General features: G+C 39.6%; 16 protein-coding genes. 8 read left to right on the top strand and 8 right to left on the bottom strand.

Features of this window, described 5'->3' with window-relative positions; translation table 11 throughout:
• Window positions 1-13: 13 nt before the first annotated feature.
• Entirely contained in the window at window positions 14-1,303 is a 1,290-nt protein-coding gene (locus tag ANA7108_RS0113230) for a homoserine dehydrogenase (protein ID WP_026104167.1), read from the bottom strand.
• 205 nt (window positions 1,304-1,508) lie between these two features.
• A complete protein-coding gene (petH, locus tag ANA7108_RS0113225) occupies window positions 1,509-2,828 on the bottom strand; it encodes a ferredoxin--NADP reductase (protein ID WP_016951277.1) in 1,320 nt (439 codons plus the stop codon).
• A gap of 1,013 nt (window positions 2,829-3,841) precedes the next feature.
• On the opposite strand from petH, the gene ANA7108_RS0113215 reads away from it, so the two are divergent.
• Together ANA7108_RS0113215 and metK are read left to right on the top strand one after the other, a co-directional pair.
• Window positions 3,842-4,846 (top strand): phosphoribulokinase, encoded by a 1,005-nt coding sequence (locus tag ANA7108_RS0113215; protein ID WP_016951275.1) that lies wholly within the window; start codon window positions 3,842-3,844, stop codon window positions 4,844-4,846.
• 221 nt (window positions 4,847-5,067) lie between these two features.
• The gene (gene metK / locus ANA7108_RS0113210) at window positions 5,068-6,342 is read left to right on the top strand and encodes a methionine adenosyltransferase (RefSeq protein WP_016951274.1); all 1,275 of its coding nucleotides are present in this window, start codon (window positions 5,068-5,070) and stop codon (window positions 6,340-6,342) included.
• Between the two features lie 226 nt (window positions 6,343-6,568).
• Here metK and ANA7108_RS0113205 read toward each other — a convergent pair whose 3' ends face one another.
• Window positions 6,569-7,024, bottom strand: coding sequence for a pentapeptide repeat-containing protein (locus ANA7108_RS0113205; protein ID WP_016951273.1), 456 nt, complete (start codon window positions 7,022-7,024; stop codon window positions 6,569-6,571).
• A gap of 536 nt (window positions 7,025-7,560) precedes the next feature.
• Here ANA7108_RS0113205 and ANA7108_RS0113200 point away from each other — a divergent pair.
• The gene (locus ANA7108_RS0113200; protein WP_016951272.1) at window positions 7,561-7,983 is read left to right on the top strand and encodes a DUF2358 domain-containing protein; all 423 of its coding nucleotides are present in this window, start codon (window positions 7,561-7,563) and stop codon (window positions 7,981-7,983) included.
• A 303-nt stretch (window positions 7,984-8,286) separates the two neighbouring features.
• Here the strand turns inward: ANA7108_RS0113200 and ANA7108_RS0113195 are convergent, their stop codons facing one another.
• On the bottom strand, window positions 8,287-10,113 hold the full coding sequence (locus ANA7108_RS0113195) for an ABC transporter ATP-binding protein (protein WP_016951271.1): 1,827 nt from the start codon (window positions 10,111-10,113) through the stop codon (window positions 8,287-8,289).
• Window positions 10,114-10,926: 813 nt separating this feature from the next.
• Here ANA7108_RS0113195 and ANA7108_RS30940 point away from each other — a divergent pair.
• From ANA7108_RS30940 to ANA7108_RS0113175, 4 genes are all read left to right on the top strand, one after another.
• Window positions 10,927-11,163: a hypothetical protein gene (locus ANA7108_RS30940; RefSeq protein ID WP_237741514.1), complete on the top strand. Its 237-nt coding sequence runs from the start codon at window positions 10,927-10,929 to the stop codon at window positions 11,161-11,163.
• A gap of 172 nt (window positions 11,164-11,335) precedes the next feature.
• Window positions 11,336-12,451 carry a TOMM precursor leader peptide-binding protein gene (locus ANA7108_RS0113185; protein WP_016951269.1) on the top strand — a complete coding sequence of 372 codons (1,116 nt, stop codon included), beginning with the start codon at window positions 11,336-11,338 and terminating at the stop codon, window positions 12,449-12,451.
• A 56-nt stretch (window positions 12,452-12,507) separates the two neighbouring features.
• On the top strand, window positions 12,508-13,818 hold the full coding sequence (locus ANA7108_RS0113180; protein ID WP_026104165.1) for a YcaO-like family protein: 1,311 nt from the start codon (window positions 12,508-12,510) through the stop codon (window positions 13,816-13,818).
• A gap of 18 nt (window positions 13,819-13,836) precedes the next feature.
• Window positions 13,837-14,598, top strand: a complete 762-nt coding sequence (locus tag ANA7108_RS0113175) for a SagB/ThcOx family dehydrogenase (protein ID WP_016951267.1) — start codon at window positions 13,837-13,839, stop codon at window positions 14,596-14,598.
• Between the two features lie 437 nt (window positions 14,599-15,035).
• Here ANA7108_RS0113175 and uvrA read toward each other — a convergent pair whose 3' ends face one another.
• From uvrA to ANA7108_RS0113160, 3 genes are all read right to left on the bottom strand, one after another.
• The gene (uvrA, locus tag ANA7108_RS0113170) at window positions 15,036-17,981 is read right to left on the bottom strand and encodes an excinuclease ABC subunit UvrA (RefSeq protein ID WP_016951266.1); all 2,946 of its coding nucleotides are present in this window, start codon (window positions 17,979-17,981) and stop codon (window positions 15,036-15,038) included.
• A gap of 256 nt (window positions 17,982-18,237) precedes the next feature.
• Window positions 18,238-19,278, bottom strand: a complete 1,041-nt coding sequence (locus ANA7108_RS0113165) for a serine/threonine-protein kinase (RefSeq protein WP_016951265.1) — start codon at window positions 19,276-19,278, stop codon at window positions 18,238-18,240.
• 226 nt (window positions 19,279-19,504) lie between these two features.
• Window positions 19,505-20,392 (bottom strand): alpha/beta fold hydrolase, encoded by an 888-nt coding sequence (locus ANA7108_RS0113160; protein ID WP_016951264.1) that lies wholly within the window; start codon window positions 20,390-20,392, stop codon window positions 19,505-19,507.
• A 278-nt stretch (window positions 20,393-20,670) separates the two neighbouring features.
• On the opposite strand from ANA7108_RS0113160, the gene ANA7108_RS0113155 reads away from it, so the two are divergent.
• Window positions 20,671-22,161, top strand: a complete 1,491-nt coding sequence (locus tag ANA7108_RS0113155) for an S-layer homology domain-containing protein (RefSeq protein ID WP_016951263.1) — start codon at window positions 20,671-20,673, stop codon at window positions 22,159-22,161.
• A 139-nt stretch (window positions 22,162-22,300) separates the two neighbouring features.
• Here ANA7108_RS0113155 and ANA7108_RS0113150 read toward each other — a convergent pair whose 3' ends face one another.
• Window positions 22,301-23,311 (bottom strand): mechanosensitive ion channel family protein, encoded by a 1,011-nt coding sequence (locus tag ANA7108_RS0113150; RefSeq protein ID WP_026104163.1) that lies wholly within the window; start codon window positions 23,309-23,311, stop codon window positions 22,301-22,303.
• Window positions 23,312-23,685 lie beyond the last annotated feature (374 nt).

The raw sequence follows: 23,685 nt of genomic DNA, 5'->3' as shown, positions 1-23,685 counted from the left end.
AGATAACGCATATTTACAGCACCCGTAAGATGCTAGGAATACTATCTATTGCTTCCAGGGTTTGAATTTCAGCTAACGCTTGTCTAAAGTCTCCCTCTGAAACATAGTGGGTGACAACCACAATTTCTGCTAGTTCTGCTTGAAAGCCAGTTTGGACAACAGACTCTAAGCTTACGCCATATTTACCAAAGCAAGTACCTAATTTACCGATTACACTTGGTTGGTCTTTTGTTAAGAATCGAGCATAAAATCGAGTTACAAGTTCAGAAATTGGCGTAATTTCCAAGTAATTCTCATGTCTACAAGCTAACAGAGGATTTGATTTGGGAGTATCAGTTTGCAGAGTAGCAACAAGATGTAAGATATCAGAACAGACAGCACTAGCCGTAGCACCGGCACCGGCACCGGGGCCAAACAACATCACCTGGCCAATGGGTTCTCCTTCAACGAGAATGGCATTATAAACACCGTTAACACTAGCTAAAGGATGGGTTTGCGGCACTAGGGTAGGATGAACTCTAACTGATAGCTGAGAGTTATCCCTAGTTTGATGTTTGGCAATTGCTAACAATTTAATCACAAATCCCAATTTTGCAGCATAGGTAATATCTGTTTTGCTAACTTGGCGAATCCCTTCACAATATATATCTTGTAAGTTAATCCGGCCATCGAAGCCTAAAGATGCCAAAATCGCAATTTTATCTGCTGCATCTAAGCCATCAACATCAGCGGTAGGGTCAGCTTCAGCATAACCTAGACGTTGAGCATCAGCTAAAACATCATTGAAGTCGCTACCCTCTGTTTGCATCCGTGTGAGGATGTAGTTAGTTGTGCCGTTAACAATACCAGTAATGGCATGAATGCGGTTAACACTTAAAGACTGCTTGAGGGGTTGAATTACGGGTATACCACCACCAACAGCAGCTTCTAGCATTACGTATACCCCAGCTTGATTGGCTGCGGTAAATATTTCTGCCCCAAACCTAGATATTGCTGCTTTATTAGCTGTAACTACGTGCTTACCATTTTTAATAGCGGTGAGGATAAGTGTTCTGGCTGGTTCCAGTCCCCCCATAACTTCAACAATTATATCTATGTCTGGATCATTAACAATTGCTTCTAAATCAGTTGTTAATACTCCTGTAGACAATTCTACTTGGCGGGGTTGATCGAGCGATCGCACTCCCACCCGATATATTTCTATCTCTTTTAACAGTGGGTGACGACCTGCTGTATCTTGCAACAGTTGTACAGTCCCTGTTCCCACAGTCCCTAAACCTAATATTCCTAGTTTTACACCCACAGATTTTGCACCCAATTCATCTTTAAGTACGGAGTGCTGAGTGCTGAGTGCTGAGTATTTACAAGTATTTAACAACTTTACCTACCCAGAACCGAGAACTCTTTCCTCAACTCAACCATTTATATAAAACAATTGTAGGGTAGGCACTGCCCACCCTACTCATTTAGAACTGAGAACTCAAAACTCAGCACTCGGCACTCACCACTTAGTATGTTTCTACGTGCCAGCGGTGTGCTTTTTTGAGATCCTTCTGGTAACTACTCCAAGTCACACCTTCCTTAGCAGCAGCAGTAGTCAAAGCTGCATCAATGCCATCTTCCATACCGCGCAAACCGCAGATGTAAGTGTGGGTTTTTTCATTTTTAATCAATTGCCACAGTTCATCAGCGTGTTCTGCTACACGGTCTTGGATGTACATTCTGCCACCTTCTGGGTTTTTTTGTTCCCGGCTGATAGCATAGGTGAGGCGGAAGTTATCTGGATATTTTTGTTGCATTTCTTCCAGTTCTTCCTTGTAAAGAACGTTGGGAGTTGTGGGTACTCCAAATAACAACCAAGAGAATCCTTTGAATTGGTATTCTGGGTTAGCTGCTTTTTCATTATCCTTAAACATCCGCCACAGATAAGCCCGCATCGGAGCGATACCTGTTCCTGTTGCTAACATGATGACATTAGCTTCAGGATCTTCGGGTAATAGCATTTCTTTACCCACTGGCCCTGTGATTTTTACATCATCACCAGGTTTAAGCTGAGTAAGATAAGTAGAGCAAACACCATAGACTGTTTCTCCACTTTCTGGGTGTTTGTATTCTAATTGGCGAACACACAGCGATATTGTCTTATCATCTACATCATCGCCATGACGAGTTGAAGCAATCGAGTAAAGTCTGAGTTTTTCAGGCTTACCGTTTTTGTCAACACCTGGGGGAATAATACCGATACTTTGACCTTCAATATACTTTAAGTTACCAGTAGAAAGGTCAAACTTCAGGTGCTGAACAATACCAATACCGTCTTTTTTAACTAACGGTTCATTGGAGATACACTTACCAACAAACGGAGCGTTAGGACGGTAAGTGTTTACAGGAACATCAGCGTGTTTGGCTTTCCCTTGAGTCATGGTATTGCCTTTTTTTTCCTTAGCAGGTGATTTAGCGAAGCCTTTGACTTCACTACTAGTATTCACAGGTGTGGCTTTACCATTTTCCTCACTGTTAGCATTCACTGGCGTGACTAACTCGCTTACTTCGTTGTTAGTAATTTCCACAGCAGCCTTACCATTAACTGGTTCTAGAACTGTTATGGGGTGAATACTAACAATCTTGCCGCCTAGCCGAGTGATCCGTCGCATTTCTTGATTCATGCGGTTGTAAGGCACTCTGATGAACACACTGCCACTTTTACGAATTGGGTAGTCCGTTTGATCAGTCTCTTCGTTCTGACGCAAACCAACCACTTCGTAAACGAAGACGCGGCTACCTGATTCTATATTGGCAGCACCCTCAACAGCACCTTGATTGTACATTCGTTCTACCACTCCGATATTTACTTAACCGTTTATCAAAAAAAGATCATTCCCATCCTATGCCAGCTTTAGTTTACCGGATTTTTGTTGCACAAGACTGGCCGTCTGGGAAAACGGCATCATGACAATGATGCCTTGCTAAGTACACTCGGTCAAGACATATAGGTATGGTAAAGAACACACCTGTTCACCTTCTAAAGTAGAGGATAAGTCTTTGACAGAATGTTAATAGTGAATCAATTTAATCTTTTTTTCGGGAACTATATACTTCTTTTGGGAAGTTAGTTCACTGCAACCACAGATATGATGACCAACCAATATAACAAGTTTTACGTGATGTGAAAAATATGTCAACCTCTATCCGTATGTTGATTTCAGCAAAAGTAGTACTTGGGTGTGGTCAAAAAAGTAGCTGTTCACACCCCAAAAGGTAGAGATGTTACAAAAGAAGGGAACAGGGAACAGGGGGCAGGGGGCAGGTAAAAAACTAAAGTTTAAGAGTTTAAAGCTCAGTCAAAAAAAAGGATGTTTTTACAAGGAGAGTGACACGAAAAAAACAGTGTCATTATTTCAATCTCATGTTTTTAAACATGAGTTTTTTCTGTTAAGAGTTGCCTGTTAAGAGTTCCCTCTGAATGATTTTTATGTTTTAAGTACAATTACTTATTTACAAAGTTAGCTATATCTGAATCATGAACCACAACTAACTTAAAAAGCCAGCAATTTGATTTGGTACACTAAAATAATATTCCTGGCAGCAAATCTTGTTACAAAATGCATCTTTCTGTTAAAATCTAATATATCACTAGGATTAAATACTTACCAGCGAAGATGTCAGGATAGTTTAACAAGTAACAAAGATAACTGTGTTGCTTACTACTCTGGTATGCTATTTTCGTGCTGGATAGCAAGAACGCAGGATCATACCATTGGGGTAAACTCCTGGATTCAAAAATCTGCTGTGTGAAAAAAATATTGATTGACACATCTTTTTTAGTATTTAGAGGAGATTTATGACAAGTAAGCCGGAACGCGTGGTACTGATAGGAGTAGCAGGAGACTCCGGGTGCGGTAAATCTACGTTTTTGCGTCGGTTAATCGATTTGTTTGGCGAAAATTTCATGACAGTTATCTGTTTAGATGACTATCACTGCCTAGATCGTAAACAACGTAAAGAAACGGGGATAACTGCACTTGACCCCAGGGCAAACAATTTTGATCTCATGTATGAGCAAATTAAAGCTCTCAAAGAAGGTCAAGCGATTGATAAGCCGATTTACAACCACGAAACCGGCATGATCGATCCAGCCGAACGAATTGAGCCTAATCACATTATAGTAGTTGAAGGGTTGCATCCTTTATATGATGAACGGGTGCGATCGCTGCTCGACTTCAGCGTTTATTTTGATATTAGCGATGAAGTGAAAATTGCCTGGAAGATTCAACGCGACATGGCAGAACGAGGCCATCGCTACGAAGATGTTCTAGCACAAATTAACTCTCGTAAACCAGACTTTGAAAAGTTTATCGAACCACAAAGAGAATTTGCTGATGTGGTTCTGCAAGTGTTACCCACCAACTTGATTAAAAACGATACAGAGCGCAAGGTTTTACGAGTCCGGATGCTGCAACGGGAAGGGAAGGAAGGTTTTGAGCCAACTTACCTCTTTGATGAAGGTTCAACCATTCAATGGACTCCCTGCGGACGCAAACTGACCTGTTCTTACCCTGGAATGCAACTATACTACGGTTCTGATGTTTACTACGGACGTTACGTCTCTGTATTAGAAGTAGACGGTCAGTTTGACAATTTAGAAGAAGTAATTTACATCGAAACTCATTTGAGTAATACATCTACCACATACCAAGGTGAAATGACTCACTTGTTACTTCAACACCGTGAATATCCCGGTTCCAACAACGGTACTGGTTTGTTCCAAGTGCTAACAGGTTTAAAAATGCGTGCTGCTTATGAGCGATTGACAGCTAAAGAAGCAAAGTTAGCAGTTCAAGTCTAAAGCAAGCTGTGTTTGTGAATACAAAAGGGGAGCATCTATAGGTGTACCCCTTTTTTTGTGTAACCAACAAATCTAGTTAAGCAAAACATATTGGGTTTGCAGACGAACAGCGAAGTTTTATCAGTAAATGTGTAAATATTGTTATTATTTCATAAATTAGTCGCTGGACTAAATACTCTTTCCTTAGTCCGTGAGCAAAATTAGTCAAGGAGGAATTTCCTTTGTCTCGACGCTATTTATTTACCTCCGAGTCAGTCACCGAAGGACATCCAGATAAAATCTGTGATCAAATTTCCGATACTATTCTGGATGCTTTATTGACACAAGATCCCAGTAGCCGAGTTGCGGCTGAAGTAGTTGTTAATACGGGCTTAGTACTAATTACTGGAGAAATTACCACTAAAGCCAATGTCAATTTTGTCAATTTAGCCCGGAAGAAGATTGCGGAAATTGGCTACACTGATGCAGTTAACGGCTTTTCTGCTAATAGCGCCAGTGTATTGGTAGCTTTAGATGAACAGTCTCCTGATATTGCTCAAGGTGTAAATACGGCTCAAGAAACCCGCGCTCAAGATAGTGAAGAACTATTTGATAAAATCGGTGCTGGTGATCAAGGAATCATGTTTGGTTTTGCTTGCAATGAAACACCAGAATTGATGCCCTTACCGATTAGTTTAGCTCACCGCATTGCCCGGAGATTGGCAGCAGTAAGAAAAACAGGAGATTTATCATACCTGCGTCCTGACGGAAAAACCCAAGTTACCGTAGTCTATGAAGATGGAAAACCCGTAGGTATTGATACAATCTTGATTTCTACCCAGCATACACCTAATATTGGGGATATTACGGATGAGGCAGGGGTACAAGCCAAGATTAAAGAAGACCTGTGGTCAGCAGTAGTGGAACCTGTGTTTGGTGATATTGACGTTAAGCCAGATCAGGATACACGTTTTCTCGTTAACCCTACAGGTAAATTTGTCATAGGTGGACCTCAAGGTGATTCTGGTCTGACTGGACGAAAAATCATTGTCGATACCTACGGTGGTTATTCACGACATGGTGGTGGTGCTTTTTCCGGTAAAGACCCCACGAAGGTAGACCGTTCAGCTGCGTATGCTGCTCGTTATGCAGCAAAAAATATTGTGGCTGCGGGGTTAGCAGAAAAATGTGAAGTGCAGTTAAGTTATGCCATTGGTGTAGCAAGACCAGTCAGCATTTTTGTGGATACCTTTGGTACAGGTAAAGTGGATGATGACATTTTGTTGGAATTAGTTACAGAGTACTTTGAACTACGTCCAGCCGGAATTATCCATACTTTCAATTTACGCAACCTACCCAGTGAAAGAGGCGGACGTTTTTATCAGGACATCGCAGCTTACGGTCACTTGGGACGTAGTGATTTAGATTTACCTTGGGAACGTACTGACAAGGTGGATTTATTGAAGAAAGCTGCTAATAAGTTACTTTCAGAAGTTATTGCTGAGGCATTAACTTAGAATCTGGTGATTTGAGGTTATGGGTAATTTGCATCTCTGACCTAATCTTGATCACAATTGATATTAAAAAACCTCCGCTTGTATAACTATCAAGCAGAGGTTTTCTTAGTGGTGATGATTGCTTTATTCTCGCAGCAATATCATAATTGCCAGCAAGCAAAACCTGAAAAATATGATTGCGTTTTTAATCAGTGAACGCTTATCAAGCATATATTACTGATAACTGTTAATCCCAGTCAGGAATTTGACCATCTTCTCCACCAATACCGATACCAGTATTATATATTTCAGCACCAGTGATGGTTAAATTATTCATTGATGCTTGATACACATTGGAATCATTAATAGTGGCAGCGGTGAGGTTTGCACCATTGAGATTAGCTTGCTTCAAATTCACATTTGTGACAAAAGCTGATGTTAAATTAGCACCTGCCAAATTTGCACCAGTAAGGTCAGCACCTTCAAGGTTAGCATCTGTTAAGTTAGCTCCTTGGAGATTTGCACCTCGTAAATCTGCACCGATTAAATGAGCGCCACTGAGGTTAACTCCTGATAGATTGCACTTAATGCATTCCCTAGTTGACAATAGCTTCTGTATATCTTGCGTATTCCCAGCTTGGACTGAGTTAGCTAAAAATAGGGGAGCGACTAAGGCTATAACTGCTAGTAGCTGGCGTTTCATAATTTTATTCCCCTTCTGGTATGGAGTAGCATCCGTTCTTTCCCTCACAACTTTATTATCTCACTAAATTGCTAAAGAATGCTGATTTACCTCACAAGTTAGATGTGATGTTTCCCAAACTGGCTATTAAGGCTAAAACTATGATTGGGCTTAAGTCTGAGCTACATCTACTTCTTGTTTTTAGGTAAATTGCTTCTATTAAATTTAGTGTTAAATATTTTTAAGTTGGTTTACACAGCATACTTGAGCCTTAATAGTAAATGAGTATTTTCTACTAGCAAAAAGTCAGAGTATAACGTGGGTTGATGATTTATTCTGTGAGCATAATAACTTAATTACCACGTCTAAACCAACCCTGTATCTGAGAAGAAGCGTTGATTTCCCAGCTTCCTTGTTGCCAGAAATGATATTTTAAAGAAACTTGATAACTTTTCCCATATCTTTTAATCATGTTGGTGTGAGTTATGGGCAATCTTGTTCTCTTTTACAGAGAATAGCAACACTATGAACAACATTTTTAAGGTTTGAAATCAGTGGTGAAATTACAAATCGAACGGATAATTGCAACGCTTAAACAGGATTTACCGACATTATTTGCAAAAGATATTTCCTACAACATCTATACAGAGGATATCTTTTTCCGTGACCCGGTAAATAAATTTCAAGGTAAGTTTAATTATCGGATTATTTTTTGGACTTTGCGGTTCCATGCCAAGCTATTTTTTACAGAAATTGCTTTTGATTTACATGATGTATCTCAGTCGGCGGAAGATACAATTTTAGCTCAGTGGACTGTGCGGGGGATTTTGCGGGTTCCTTGGCAAGCGCGGTTATTTTTTAATGGGTATTCGACTTATAAATTGAATGGGGAAGAGTTGATTTATGAGCATATTGATACTTGGGATAGAGAACCAGGAGAGATTTTCAAGCAGTTTTGGCAGCAGGGAGAAAAAATGTGAAATTCATAGGGAACAGGAAGCAACTCTTAACAGAAAAAACTCATGTTTAAAAACATGAGATTGAAATAATGACACTGTTTTTTTCGTGGTACGCATCTTGTAAAAACATCCTTTTTTTTGACTGAGCTTTAAACTCTTAAACTTTAGTTTTTTATTTGTTCCCTGTTCCCTGTTCCCTGTTCCCTGTTCCCTGTTCCCTGTTCCCTGTTCCCTTCTTTTGTAAAGAAATAATCTCAAGATAATTAAGGCTGATAAAGAGAGTTTTTTGAGCAGCAATAATCCCAGTATGATATCAAATGCTACTCAAATTCCTGGATCTGCAATGCCGTACTGTTGAGCCTGCATATTCCACAGGGACGTATATTCGCCTCCACGCTGTAAAAGTTCCTGGTGAGTACCGTCCTCAATTAAGTGACCATCTTTGAGGACTAAAATTCTATCAGCCATTCGCACTGAAGCCAATCTATGGGTAATGAGGATGGTAGTTTTGCCCTCAGCCAACTCAATAAAGCGAAAATAGAGATCATACTCGCTGCGGGGGTCAAGTGCTGCGGTAGGCTCATCCAGAAGTAGTAGTTGGGCTTCTTGGCGGACAAAAGCGCGAGCCAGAGCTAACTTTTGCCACTGACCTCCAGAAAGTTCTGTGCCGCCAAACTGCTTACCTAGCGGTGTATCTTCCCTTGAGGGGAAATCATCAACTAGTTTGACAATATCGGCTTTTTCAACTGCGTATCGGAGAATTTCTGGACGCTCTAAAGCAGCGAGGTTTCCTAAAGCGATATTTTCCCCTAGGGTGAGGGCATAGTGACCAAAGTCTTGAAACACTCCAGCAATTTGCTGCCGCCACTGCTCTAAATTCAAATTTCTGAGGTCTATACCATCGACGATAATACGTCCTGTGGTGGGATCGTATAACCTAGTCAAAAGCTTAACTAAAGTAGTTTTACCAGCGCCATTTTCCCCTACTATAGCTACAGTTTGCCCTGGGTAAAGAGTAAAAGAAATATCCTGGAGAGCTAATCGACCATCTGGATAAGAAAAATCAACTTTCTCAAAAGTAATACCCTCAAGAATTGGAGTGGGGATTTTCTTTCCTGGTATGCTGAGTGGCATTGGGGTGGGGCTATCCAGAAAATTGAAAAATTGCTGCATATAAAGAACATTTTCAAATAGATCCAGCCAATGACTAACAAATCTTTCTAGATTATTTTGAAAGTAGGTTAATGACTGTACGAAAAGAAGTACGCTACCTGGGCTGAACTCTCCTTTGAAAGCCTTCTTTACCACCCAATAAAAAGCAAAACCATTACCTAAAGTACTGAGAACAGCTAGGCTAGATGACCAAAATGCTTGTTTACTCCGCAGATGACGCATAGATTCATGTAAAGACTGAAATGCTTGTAGATAACGCTCCATAAAAAACGAACCTAGCTGAAACAACCTGATTTCTTTGGCATAGGTGTCAGTGAGCATTACCGAAGTGTAGTACTGCATTCTCCGAGCTTGAGGACTCTTCTCAAATAGAGTTAACCAAATAGTTCTGCCATATTGTGAAGAAACTACTATCTGGGGTATGGTTGCGATCGCAATTACTAGTGGTATCCAAATAGCTAGGGGAACTAGTAGCACAACTATGACAATCAAAGTCACCAAAGATCGACTTAATTCAACTAAATTCTCCAGTAAATTCAATGGCTTATAGCTAACTTGTTCTTGGAGAAGTTGTAGCTCATCATAGAAGCTAGAATCTTCAAAACGGCTCAGGTCTGAAAAAGTATCAGCTTTATGCATTAACAATAGACTAATGTGAGCCGTTAACTTGTCATTAAGATTTCCTTGAAGTGCGAATATCCAAGGATACAGAAGTGTTTCCAATAGCAAAGCTCCCACCCATCCTGCTACCAAAGGCCACAGAATGGAATCCCCTAATTCTCTACCAGATGTCAAAGCTGTTGCTACGGTATCTACTACTAGTTTAGTAATCCAAACACTTATGCCGGGAAGAAACCCCTGCAACAAAGTCACAGCAACCAGAAACAACATTTCCCTAGGTGCTGCTGTCCATAACAAGGGCAAAGAGCGAAATAAAGCTCTAGTGTAATCTTCAAACCAAACTTGTAAATCGCTCATTAACTAAACCTTATTTTTGATGCTGTATTAGATAATTCTCAGATTTCAAATAACTTGATTTTTGCCAATTCTGCTATCTATCACTAATACTTTACTTTTGATAAACTTTTATCTCCACTTCTTAGGGATGAATATATGAAAAATATTAAAATCTCTGCCCTACAGAATTTTCACGTATATCAAAACAGCCTAGAGTCGATATAAACTCTATAATTAAAGGATCATGAAATCTCAATCTAGTTTTTTAGATAATCTCCTCAATAGTAAGGGAGTATTACTACTTCACTAAAGTAGTAACTATAAAGAAAGAGAAACACGATTCCTAAGCAACTGTCAGCACCATTAAAAATCTAGTTTAAGCGCCAAATTACTGTTTATTTTTACGACTTCCTGCATAATTCATACAATAAAGTAAATTATATTTGCTGCTATCAATAGCAAAAACTATACTACTTAAGAAAGAAGTAAAACATACAGAAACAGATATTCTTGTAAGAGTTAGATCAGCAAAAAAAGACATAATTGTTGGTTGATGCTAACCAAGGTAAAAAAATTCTCAGCCACAAGGTTTCAGAGAATAGAAATACTATCTGGGAGTTGCCGGCACTGTTCAGAAAGTAAGTTGGATATTTTGTTTCACAACCAGGTTATTAAATTGAAGTTAACAGGAGTAATTGACAATGCTTGCAGAAAAAACCCTACCTCAACAAACAATTGATCTGCGCTTAGTTGACAAAGCAGACAAACTAGAACAACTGCTGTTATCTGATGAAGAAATAGCAGCTTTAGAAAAATTATCAACATCAGGAATGTTTGAATCTACAACCACCCAAAGATGGTTTGCTAATTGCGGTGGCTGTGGGAGACCTTGCGGTGGCTGTGGAAGACCTTGCGGTGGCTGTGGAAGACCTTGCGGTGGCTGTGGGAGACCCTGCGGTGGCTGTGGAAGACCCTGCGGTGGATGCGGTGGCTGTGGAAGATTTGGCAGCGATGGAACAGTATCAGGTGTGTTGGAGGACACTGATGAACTGGGATTTGGATACTAACTAAACCTAGAGATAAAACAGCCATTCGGTAATTCTAGAAATCGAGTTTTTTGAGTTTAGAGCCAAAAATCTGGCTGGAAAGACCAATAAAAACCCTGTTTTGAAAATCTTTTTTGTGAGCAAAAACAGGGTTTTTAATTTTTCTTAATTTCCATTTATTCCCTGAAATAAAGTCTATGAAATTAAATGATAGTAAGCGACTACGTCTACTAGAACACGTTGTCATTAACGTGATGCCATCAAATTGCAATGGCGAAGAAAGTATGATTTTCAATACAACACGGCGAACGCTGACAGTAAAGGGTCAAGCATTGCATGATGTAGAAAGCATTGTTTTACCATTACTAGATGGTTTCCGAACAATAGAAGAAATCCGGGCTGCGGTTGGCGAAAAGTTAACCGATTCTTCACTAAACCAATGTTTAGAGTTTTTGATGGAAAATCGCTTAGTAGAAGAGTTAATGGAGGAGAAAATTGATTTAGATCGTCGTGCTTATTTACTTCCTCAAATCAGCCTTTATCATGAACTAGGTTTTGACCAAAAGGATGTTCAAAAACACTTAGCTAACGCCAGGATTGCTGTTTTTGGACTGGGAGGTTCAGGACTAATAACAGCAATCAATTTGGCTACTGCTGGTATTGGTTTTCTGCGTTTGTGCGATGATGCCTACACAATTTCGTCAGATTCCCTGATGATGTCAAGCGGTGCCTTTCGGAGTGTAGAAGCAGGGCGACAGATTGAGTCCATTGGTGGAGTCACCCAAACTGAAATTTTCACAGATGCTTTAACTGACGACGAAACAATCAATGCTTTGCTTGATGATGTTAACCTCGTGATTGTTGCTACCGATGCCGTATCCGTAAATCTAGCTTATCGCCTCAACAGACTATGTCTGAAGATGCAACGCCCATTGCTACCCGGTGGGGCTGCTGGTGTGGAGGGAACTGTTGGTCCGCTGGTTTTTTCCCAAGATGGACCTTGCTATCTATGCTATCGGATGCGGTCTATGGCCTGTTCTAAGCTGCCAGAGGCTGAATTGGCAATTGAGCAGTTTCTCAACCGAGAACGCCGTTCACAACCACGGCTGCGCGAAAATTTGCCCATAGGACAGATGTTGGTGGGTAGTTACCTAGCGTTGGATGCATTGAAGATGATGCTGGGTTTGTCAATTGCGACTGATGGGAAATTACTGCATCTAGACTTGCTGGGAACAAAGCTGACTCATAACGTTGTTCTGAAAAAACCAGGTTGTCCGCATTGTTCACAAAAACAGGTGACAGGAAACAGGTGACAGGTGACAGTGTAAAAAGTCAAAACTCAGCACTGTTTATGATAGGAGCGAACAAAGTGAATACAGCGATTGCTAGTCCTCGCTGGCGTGATTTAGTTAGCCCCCATACTGGAATTATCCGAGCCATAGATAGATTTACCAAACCTTATACAGAGTTCGATTTCCCGGTTTTGTGGCAAGCCGAATTAGCAAATTTCCACCTTCGCAAACAGCAGGATGATTTACGCTACGGTGTCGGTAGGGGCATGACTGATGAACAAGCAATTTTTGGGGCTATTGGCGAAGCGATAGAGAGATATTGCGGCGGTATTGTAGATGATCGGCAACTGATTGTTAGTAGTTATGAAGAATTGGGCAATTGTGCCGTCCCTACTTCAGTTTTTTCTTCCTTTTCTGATCAACAATATTCTGACCAAAATTTCCCTTTTCCAGCTTTCGATTCAGCAACGCAGACTTCGTGGATTAATGCCCTGGCTTTAGCCAGCAACCAACAGGTTTTAGTCCCTGCATTTTTGGTTTATTTGGACTGGGAGGGTAATCAACCAGGAGATCATATTTTACCTGTCACTACTAATGGCATGGCTAGTGGACCTTCTCTAGAATTTGCTGCTTACCGTGGCTTCTGTGAATTAATTGAGCGTGATGCTTTCATCATTACCTGGTTAAATCGTCTACCGGCTCGGCGGATTTATTTTGACCACCGACCAGGAATTGAAACAGAAATTGCCCGCCATTACTCCAGATTTGGCATTGAGTTAGTTACCTTCGATTTCACTACTGATATTCAAGTCCCAGTTGTCATGGCTATGTTAATAGATCATTCGGGCAAAAGTCCAGCTGTTGCTACTGGTTTGGGATGCCATCTTGATGGAGCAACGGCTGTTCATAAGGCGATATTTGAAGTTTGTCAAGCCCGCTTTGGTGACATAGAAAGTATGGCTAAGGGCGCTGGGACTAATCTCCATCAATATAGTGATGTTAAAGATTTAGAGGATCACAATGCTTTTTTCTATTCAACTGCTCGACTTGGGGAATTGGATTTCTTATTTAACCATGACCAATGTGTAAAAGTCGAAGATTTACCAACTTATAAGTGTGAGTCTGAAGTAGATAAATTGCAATCAGTAATTGCTAGATTACATTCGGTTGGTGCTGAACCCTATTTAGTGGAGATTACAACTCCTGATATCGCGTCCCTTGGTTTTCAAGTAGTGCGAACTTTGGCTAGTGAACTAGTCCCTATCTATTTTGGATATGGACAAGAACCTCTGGGGTTGAGGCGTTTGTTCGAGGTTCCAGAACGGTTGGGTTATGGTGGCCGACGTACCAAAGCTGACCTAAATCCCTGCCCCCATCCTATGGCTTAAAACGAGGAAATTAGCGCCATGTATAAAGCCAATGAACCACTAGAGTTAGCTCTTTTATATCATTTAAATTCTCCAGTTCCTAAAAGTTATGTTAAACGTGTTCTGGCTACTGAACTGCGGTATATGCCGGATGCTGCTTTTCTGGAACTACCAAAAGCACCACAAGATAACCCGCTCAGAGAAATTTTGGCACGACGTTCTTCTGTGCGATCTTTTGAAAATACAATTATGCCGCTGATCTCATTAGCTCAATTACTTGATGCCGGATGTGGAATTAATGGTTTGCGTCAAGTAGATAATCAATTTTATGAAGGTCGCAATTCCCCATCCGCAGGAGGACTTTATCCCATTGAGATGTTCGTATCTACTCAAGCTGTAGAAAGTCTAGCTGACGGATTATATCACTATGAACCTCGCGGTCATGGGCTACATTGGGTCAGTGATGCTGTTCTGGCGGATTTTGTAGAACCTTTGTTACAGCAAGATTATTTTGTGAATGCAAATGCTTTATTTATATTCACATCTGTTTTCATGCGTTCAATGTGTAAATATGGTGCGCGTGGTTATCGTTTTGCGCTGTTGGAATCTGGTCATCAAGCAGAAAATATATGTCTAATGGCTGGGCAATTAGAACTAGGCAGTCTTTGTATAGGTGGATTTCATGACATGAGTTTGAATAGCATTTTAGGTATTGATGGAAAACACCATGCTGCCCTTTATTGTGTTGCTGTGGGTACTTACAAAAGAAGGGAACAGGGAACAGGGAACAGGGAACAGTGAACAAATAAAAAACTAAAGTTTAAGAGTTTAAAGCTCAGTCAAAAAAAAGGATGTTTTTACAAGGAGAGTGACACGAAAAAAACAGTGTCATTATTTCAATCTCATGTTTTTAAACATGAGTTTTTTCTGTTAAGAGTTGCTTCCTGTTCCCTCTGAAAGCAAGGAACAAGGTTGAAACTCTTTTTTTTATATGGCTTTGTTCTTAAATTTTGTAAGTCATGAGATTAGAAAATGGTATGTATAGCAACAGACAAGGCGGTTAGGACATCTGCCAATGCTAAAACTTAGACACCAAAAGAGTTTTAGCACTGTCACCTGTCACCTGTTAAGAGTCACCTGCTATAGCTTTTCCAATTCTAATGACGTACACATCAATTTATTCCCTGTTTCCTAAAACTCAAAAACTTTGTACCTCACGAGCATGGGAACTGCTAGATTCAGAATTTAGATGGTGGATATTGTTTCAACACTTCCTGCAAATACTGCCCAGTATAAGACCGCTGATTCTTCGCCACTTCTTCTGGCGTTCCTACTGCGATTATTTCTCCTCCTTTATCGCCACCTTCTGGTCCCAAATCTATTACCCAGTCAGAACAACGAATCACATCTAAATTATGTTCAATTACTAAAATCGAATTTCCTTTATCCACCAATCTTTGTAAAACATCTAATAATTTGTGGACATCATAAAAAGATAAACCTGTGGTCGGTTCATCTATTAAATAAAGTGTTTTCCCTGTGGCACGTCGAGATAATTCTGTTGCTAATTTCACTCGTTGGGCTTCTCCACCAGATAATGTTGTGGCTGGTTGTCCTAACTGTACATAACCTAAACCAACATCAACTAAAGTTTGTAATCTAGTTACTGCTTTGGGAATGTTTTGACAAAAATCTAATGCTTCTTCAACCGTCATGTTGAGAACATCAGAAATTGATTTATCCTTATATTTAACTTGTAAGGTTTCCCGGTTATATCTCGCACCTTTACAAATTTCACATTGGACGTAAACGTCAGGAAGAAAGTTCATTTCAATGACATTCACACCTTGTCCGCTACAAGCTTCGCAACGTCCACCTTTAACGTTGAAAGAAAATTGTCCGGGTTTATAACCTCTGGTTTTGGCTTCGATGGTTTGGGAGAAGACATCGCGGATAATATCGAAAACCCCTGTGTAAGTTGCGGGGTTAGAACGGGGAGTTCTCCCAATAGGTGATTGGTCGATAACGATGGCTTTATCAACGGAATTTAAACCCTTAATTTCATCGATATCTTTAGGTAAAGGCGCTTTTTTGAGTAAATGATGTTGTAAAGCTGGATAAAGTAATTCGTTAATTAAGGTAGATTTTCCCGAACCAGAAACACCAGTGACAGAGACAAGTTTCCCCAAGGGAATTTCGACATCAATATTTTGTAAGTTGTTGCGACGAGCATTTCTAATAGTTAAAGTCCGTCCGTTTCCTTCTCTTCGTTCTGCTGGAGTGTGAATAACTCTTCTACCTGATAGGTAAGCACCGGTCAAAGAAGCTTCAGCATTTAATAAATTCTCTAAACTTCCTTGAGAAATAATATTTCCCCCGTGAATTCCGGCACCGGGACCGATATCAACTATGTAGTTAGCAGCGCGAATAGTTTCTTCGTCATGTTCAACGACTATTAAGGTATTTCCTAAATCGCGTAATTTGGTTAAAGTTTTCAGTAAGCGTCCGTTATCTCTTTGATGTAAACCAATGCTGGGTTCATCTAAAACATAAAGAACTCCTGTTAGTCCTGAACCGATTTGTGTCGCTAGACGAATGCGTTGAGCTTCCCCACCGGATAATGTCATAGCGGGACGATCTAAAGTGAGATAATCTAAGCCGACATCTAATAAAAATTGTAATCTGGCTTTAACTTCTCTGAGAACTAAATCAGCAATTTGGGTTTGGCGCGAACTCAATTCTAAATTTTCTACCCTTTCCCGACATTCTCGAATTGATACGCTAGTTAAATCTAAAATTCCATATTGTCCCAACTTCACAGCTAAGGCTTCCGGTTTTAATCTTTTCCCTCCACAAACTTCACAAGGTTGGTCAATTAAATATTCTTCCAACTTCTGTTTAACTAACTCGGTTCCGCCTTCATATTGCCGTTGCAAAATGGGAATGACACCTTTAAAATTCTGCTTTTTCCCTTCTGGGTTTTTGTGATCATCTTCCCCGTACAAAACAATTTTTTGCTGTTCCGGTGTCAATTTACCCCATTGTGTCTGCAATTCAAACCCATAAGTCTGTCCCAGACTATAAAGCAACTCCAAATAGTAGGAGTTTTCCTTTTCTGACCAAGGGGCAATTGCCGCATACATGGGTGAATCGGGGTTAGGTACGACCAATTCGTGGGAAAACCTTTTTAAGGTGCCGATACCATGACAGTGGGGACAAGCACCATAAGGTGAATTAAAAGAAAATAAACGTGGTGATAATTCTTCCATTACTGCACCATGTTCTGGACAAGCAAAGTTTTCTGAAAACACCATTTCTACAGGTGATTCTTGTTCTGAAATACCTTGATTTTCTGCCCCAGTTACTATATACTTACTATCAGACCGCTCCAGCGCTAAGTTATCAGATGTGTCTTTTAATACTTCAATTATAGCAATTCCGTGAGATTGCTTAAGACAGGTAGAAAGAGAATCGACTAAACGCTCTTGTATTCCAGCTTTTTTAACTAAACGGTCAATAACCAGTTCTATAGTATGTGTGATATTTTTATCCAACTCGATGGAATCTGATAGCTCTCGCACCTCTCCATTTACCCTCAGCCTTACAAATCCTTGGGCTGCTAAACTGGATATGAGTTTGCGGTGAGTCCCCTTTTTACCCCGGACAACAGGAGCGAGAATTTGGAACCGGGTGCGATCGCTCAATTCCATAATCCGATCACACATTTGGTCAATGGTTTGGGGAGCAATACAGCGATCGCACAGCGGACAATGAGGTTCACCAGCCCGACCAAACAACAATCGCAGATAATCATAAATTTCCGTCACCGTCCCCACAGTAGAACGAGGATTATGGGAAGTTGATTTTTGGTCAATGGAAATTGCCGGACTTAAACCTTCAATTGCTTCCACATCCGGTTTATCCAACTGACCCAAAAATTGCCTGGCATAGGCGCTGAGAGATTCCACATAACGCCGCTGTCCTTCCGCGAAAATGGTATCAAACGCCAAAGAAGATTTACCCGAACCAGAAACGCCAGTAAAGACAATCAAGCGATCGCGTGGCAACTCCAAATCAATATTTTTCAGATTATGCTGCCTAGCACCCCGAATGCGAATAGTATTCTGGCTGTTGTTTGGGTATGGAAGACTACCGTTTAAAGATGTTGCTAGGTTTTCTGACATATTGACAGGCTGAAGGAATGTGGCACAGTGAAACAGTTCTTAATAATACTATCTTTGCTCAGGTTATGCTAGAACTATACTTCTCACATCTAGCGATTCGATTTGATTGATAAATTTTTGGTTGGGGTAGGGAACTCTTAACAGGGTGGAAACTCTCTTTTTATCTGCTCTTGTTCTTAAATCTTGTACCTCATTGATCTAAAATCTGCTGTATGTCACGCAGAGGCGCAGAGAGTAAGAGCTTAATTTCGTCCAACTACTTACTGTTAGTTGCTTCATCTGCATTGAGAAAATTTTGTATTTCTATTGAATTGGTAACACTACTAGGTTGAGAAACTCTCAAAGTTGTTCCCAGCACAGCTAATATTGCTATAGTTACCAATCCCAACATAACTATATTTTTTTTCTGGTAGATGGCTGCGAATAAATAATCTATCTTTGTCCCAGAACCAATGACACGAACGGGCTTAAGTGCTTGTAAAGCATCCGCAGCATTAGTATAACGATGCTTGCTATTAGGTTCCACCATTTTCTTTAACCATAACAGAAAGTGCGGACTGATATAGGGCAGTAATTTCTGAAAATTCCAGCGATACTTATGATCAATTAATTTATCGATATCCACAGAACGAGTATTTGTGAATAAGCAAATTAGGGTTGCACCTAAACTATATAAATCTGAAGCTGCTGTTAACTCATGACCACATTGTTCTTCAGGAGGCATAAAACCGGGAGTACCTGCAACCAAAGTACTGAAATCTATTTTTGCATCTTGTAACCTTGCTAACCCAAAATCGACTAAATAAGCATTTAATTCTGTATCTACCAAAATATTATCAGGTTTTATATCCCGATGAATAATAGCAGGGACTTGCTGTTGTAGATAAACTAAAATCTCTAAAATCGACAAAGCAATTTGCTTTATTTCTTGAGGATAAAAGCAGCGTTTCAAACCTAATGATGGTGCATTTTTATATTCTTGGACTAGGTAGAAAAAACCTGGCTTTTCAAAAGAATCTACATAACAAGGAATGCGAGGGTGATGGCATTTTTGCAAAAGTTCAATTTCCTGTTCATACGCTTTTACTCCTGACCAGTCAGCGGTCGTATTTGCAGAACAGAATTGTTTAATTACTACTTTTGTGTGGGAATTAAATTCTTTTGCTAAATATGTAATGCGTCCTCCTGCTAAGTTACGTCCTAATTCGCTAATCACTTGATAGCCTTCTGCGGAAAAATCTGGATGGTGATTATGGGAAATTGTTTCTTCATGTTCATGACTTAGATCAAACTCCATCATATAACTCACATTAGGGAAATATTGTCAATCTAAAAATTGAAAAAAATATCATCCCAAGTTGAGACAGAAATCAGGTAATGGGTAATCTTTTTCTCTAATTACCAATTACCTGTTACTTATTACCAATTCCAGATTGTTTTTGTGTTTTACCCTACCTGCACCAAGACGCAAAGATGCTCTGACATCAACTAACTCATATTAAAGCTACATTTGTACTTATTCTTCAACTCTTTTGCCCTAACCAATCAACAATCTGAGCATTGACAACACCTGGAACTTCATCATGGGGACAATGACCGGCACCGGTAATAGTCAAAATTTTAATGTCTTTGCCATTTTCACCTGCCTCTTCGTAAATTTTAGCCCCTGTAATTGGTGTCCAGGGATCATTTGCACCCCAAATTACTAGTAAAGGCCATTCTAACTTAGGCAATAGCTCTTCTGGGGAAGGACCTGGGGGTGCGGTGAGGATAGCAGCGAAAACTTGCTGTGCGCCTGGGTCACAGGATGGAGTATAAAGTAAATCAACAAGTTCATCTGTTACGGCATGGCGATCGCCATAAACTTGATACAATGTGCGACGAATCTGTGATTTTTGGCGAATGCGGTTAAAGACGAATTTACCAGTTATTGGGTTAGCTACCAACTTGTGAAAAGCCCCCATCACAACTCGTAGGACTGGGTTCAATTCATGGGGGCGGTGACTCAAACCTCCCGCGCAGTTAATTAACACACCCCCAGCGGCAATTTCCGGGTATTCTGTGATCACCATTAAACTCAAAAGTGCGCCAATGGAATTTCCTATGAATACAGTTGGTTCTTGAATATGTGCATTCCAGAAATCTTTTAATAATTCTGCCCAGACTTCCATGCTATAATTTATGGCTGCTTTATCAGAACCACCAAAACCTAATAAATCCACAGCAAAAACCCGATAACCAGCATCTGCTAAAACCGGGATATTTTTGCGCCAGTGACCAATAGAAGCCCCAAAGCCGTGAATTAGCAGCAGCGGCCGTCCTGCACCCATGACAGTGTACTGAATTTTGTAATCTCGCCAAATCCAAACCTGTTTTTCTAATTTTGGTGACTGCTGGGTTGTGATCGTCATTAGTTAAGATTCCTAAAGAATTGTTTTTTTATAGTAATCTTCTTAGACCTCCGAGCATGATGGACAAAATTTTTGGTTAAATGTTATGCAACTTATCATCTGTAAGATCAAGTTCGCTTTATTACAGGTAATTCAAGAATTTCCGCGCGGTTCCCTAATTATAAGTGTTCATCCACACTGAGGATAAGTTTCATTGGCATTGAAAAGTTAATTAGTTGAAAAACTTTATCGCCTACTTAACATTCTAGGTCATTTAATACAATGGAAGATGGTATACTATGAATATAAGTAGTCTAACTTATTGGCATAAACTTGTTATTACATCAATAGTTTTGCTGCCTATATCTTCTACCTTGGCAGCACCGAGTATATCGACCACAATCCCATTAAAACCAAGTAATTCCACTGAACAGCTTTTGTCAGAAAAAAGCAGTGCTGAACAAGTGGAAACAGACAGTAGCAAACAGGAAACTGAGAGTTCTGTAAAAAGAGAAAAATCAGGGTTTACTCTAGCTATTTGGCAACCAGGTGGTAACTTTTCGGAAGTAATAGCCCGTGTTTCTATGAAAGGTAAACATGGCGAGAAATATTATCAAGAAAGGTTTTTAGGAGATTATAGATACAAAATCAAACAGCAAGCCAAGTTTGTGAAGGGATTTAAATTAGGCGATCGCATTGTCGTTAGATTGTATGATACCAAAAACCGCTTTATTGGCTACACAGAATTTGCGTGTTTACCCGATCACACCGCAGTCAACTTAATTTTATCTGCCAATCCCACAGAGTATCAAGTAGTTCGCGCCTTTTATGGTGTTGATGAAAATGAAGATAGCATTGTTGACAATGACACCACCGCCTACGACTACTTTACCCAAGTTACTAACCAAAAAGTTAATTTCCTGAAAAGTTCAGAAGATATCAATATTACTCAGTACCAAGCCGCTGGCTTTTCCAAAGTTGCATCAACTAGTGTTTATCCAGCATCATTTAGCGAAGGTGATTTCGCTTTAGTTGGGAAGTCAATTAGCACCTTTAGTTCTAACTTAGCCAAAGCCTTAACAGTTGCACCTGGCAGTTTGGTACAGTTGAATGAAATTAAGCCCAAGTCCAACTTTGAACTCAGCCAGTTGTTGAGTAAGTATCGCCAAGTAGGAGTAGCTAAAGGTATCCAAACATCATTTTCTGATATCTCCAAAGACTACTGGGCTAAAGATTATATTGCTGAATTAGCAGCAATGGAAATTATCGGCGGTTTCCCAGATGGTTCTTTTCGTCCTAACGCACCTGTGACTCGTGCTGAATTTGCTAAACTATTACAACAAGTCTTTATCAAAAGTAAAGTCCGTCCTGCGATCGCTTTTCGAGATATTCCCAGGCGACATTGGGCTTATGATGCCATCCGCGAAACTTATGAAATGGGCTTTTTCACCACCCTGGGCAGCAAATACTTCAACCCCACACAAAAGCTGACTCGCCTAGATGTTCTCATCACATTAGCAAAAGGATTGAATTATCAACCTACCGGTTCCGTAAACAAAATCCTCTCAATTTACAACGATGCTTCTAGTATCAGAGGTGAACACCGTGATCTCATCGCTGCAATCACAGAAAATGGTGTAGTTGTCAACTATCCAAATATAAAATTGTTGAATGGTAAAAAAGTTGCTACCAGAGTAGAAGTTTGCGCTTTACTATATAGGGCGATGGTCAGTGCTGGTGAAGTAGCAGATTTTGACTCAAAATACACCATCAAAACAACTTTGAAATAAAATGGAACGGGTTCAGAAATAAAGCCATAAACATGATTGTGATCTCATGCAAATACATGATAGCAAAGGTGTTGAATTTTTGAGCCTTGATCCCTATGGGGATAGCAACTACCAAAGCAATTAGAACAGCGTTGTGATATCAACCTTTTTCTGACATATAAATATCTCTGATAGGAAAAGGAATTTCAATTCCTTCTTTTTGATAACGTTTGTGTAACTTTTTGACAAATAAATGTTTCCCAATTCGTTGATCAAAGAATTCACTAACACGCATATAAAGAGTAAAATCAATACTAAAATCGTTAAAAGTATGAAATCTCATATATGGCTGATTTTCAACTAATTCCGGGGCAATTTCTGCCATCACTTCTTTAGCAACTTCGACAGTCACTCTTTCCACCAGTTCTAAATCGCTATCATAACTAACACCCACATTCATTGTTAAAGTGATTTCTTTCGCTGGTAAATGATAATTAGTAAAAATTGCCGAAGCCAGCTTAGAATTAGGAACAATGATCACATTATTAGAAATTTCTTTGATTGTCGTATTCCGCCATGTAATATCAGTAACATATCCTTGATTACCATCATCTAATTTTACATAATCTCCAGTTCTGACTTGCTTAGAAATAATTAGGTAAAAACCAGAAAATAAATTAGCCAAAGTATCTTGTAGCGCCAAACCAACCGCTAAACCACCAACTCCTAAAGTTGTAATTATGGGTGTAATTTGAATGCCTACTGTCTGCAATAAAATTAATGTTCCCAAAATTAAAACTGCAACTTTAGCTACGTTAGAAATTAGTGATGTAGAAACTCCTTCAGTGCGACAAATAAATAAGTTGACAAAACCAGCAGTCAATCTCGCTAAGACTAACGTTACTGAATACAATAAGATGATAGTGAGAATTTTTTGCAGGATATAAACGATATCTGGTTTAAGAGGAGAACTGATAATTGCTGAAAAAAAGCCAGCAACTATAAACCAAATAAAGGTCATTCTGTGCAATGATTGAAATATAATTTCACTTCCAGGAATTTTTTGATAAGCAACAAATTCTTTCAGTTTCTGGAAAATAAATTTTTCACCAATTATGCCACCCAGTAATCCAGTCAGAATAAATACAATTGGTACAATCCATTGTGTCATAATCATTAAAAAATTAAGGACTTGTCATGTGCATATTTAGCATGAGTGAATTATGCTGGCTAAATTTTATCTTGTTATTGCAACCACCTTGGTAGTTAGCAGACAAACAGATGATCAAACCTAGACACCAAAAGACTTTTCATACTGTCACTTGTCATTACTCCCCCTGTTAACTGCTATATTTGGCGTAGACGTAGAATTTGATGCAGACAATTTTTAGATATTCTATCAAATCATCTGGAGAAAATCTTAAGTTTACACTAGAATCTATATATACTAGTGCTTTATGATAACTTTTTAATAGTAAAATTACTTATCTAATCAAGTTGTGTCACTGACTCAAAAACATAAAAATTAATTTCCAGTTAATATCA

The sequence above is a fragment of the Anabaena sp. PCC 7108 genome (genome assembly GCF_000332135.1).
In the GTDB taxonomy this organism is placed as follows: domain Bacteria; phylum Cyanobacteriota; class Cyanobacteriia; order Cyanobacteriales; family Nostocaceae; genus Anabaena.
The sequence above is the reverse complement of the archived record's forward strand: the minus strand, read 5'-3'. Positions and strand labels throughout refer to the sequence as shown.

What these genes read in the sequence shown, in the direction of transcription:
- uvrA (WP_016951266.1), bottom strand. Translation starts at nt 17,981, where the DNA reads ATGTCAGAAAACCTAGCAACATCTTTAAACGGTAGTCTTCCATACCCA.
- ANA7108_RS0113160 (WP_016951264.1), bottom strand. Translation starts at nt 20,392, where the DNA reads ATGACGATCACAACCCAGCAGTCACCAAAATTAGAAAAACAGGTTTGG.
- ANA7108_RS0113175 (WP_016951267.1), top strand. Translation starts at nt 13,837, where the DNA reads ATGTATAAAGCCAATGAACCACTAGAGTTAGCTCTTTTATATCATTTA.
- ANA7108_RS0113155 (WP_016951263.1), top strand. Translation starts at nt 20,671, where the DNA reads ATGAATATAAGTAGTCTAACTTATTGGCATAAACTTGTTATTACATCA.
- ANA7108_RS0113195 (WP_016951271.1), bottom strand. Translation starts at nt 10,113, where the DNA reads ATGAGCGATTTACAAGTTTGGTTTGAAGATTACACTAGAGCTTTATTT.
- ANA7108_RS0113150 (WP_026104163.1), bottom strand. Translation starts at nt 23,311, where the DNA reads ATGACACAATGGATTGTACCAATTGTATTTATTCTGACTGGATTACTG.
- ANA7108_RS0113185 (WP_016951269.1), top strand. Translation starts at nt 11,336, where the DNA reads ATGAAATTAAATGATAGTAAGCGACTACGTCTACTAGAACACGTTGTC.
- ANA7108_RS0113205 (WP_016951273.1), bottom strand. Translation starts at nt 7,024, where the DNA reads ATGAAACGCCAGCTACTAGCAGTTATAGCCTTAGTCGCTCCCCTATTT.
- ANA7108_RS0113165 (WP_016951265.1), bottom strand. Translation starts at nt 19,278, where the DNA reads ATGGAGTTTGATCTAAGTCATGAACATGAAGAAACAATTTCCCATAAT.
- petH (WP_016951277.1), bottom strand. Translation starts at nt 2,828, where the DNA reads ATGTACAATCAAGGTGCTGTTGAGGGTGCTGCCAATATAGAATCAGGT.
- ANA7108_RS0113215 (WP_016951275.1), top strand. Translation starts at nt 3,842, where the DNA reads ATGACAAGTAAGCCGGAACGCGTGGTACTGATAGGAGTAGCAGGAGAC.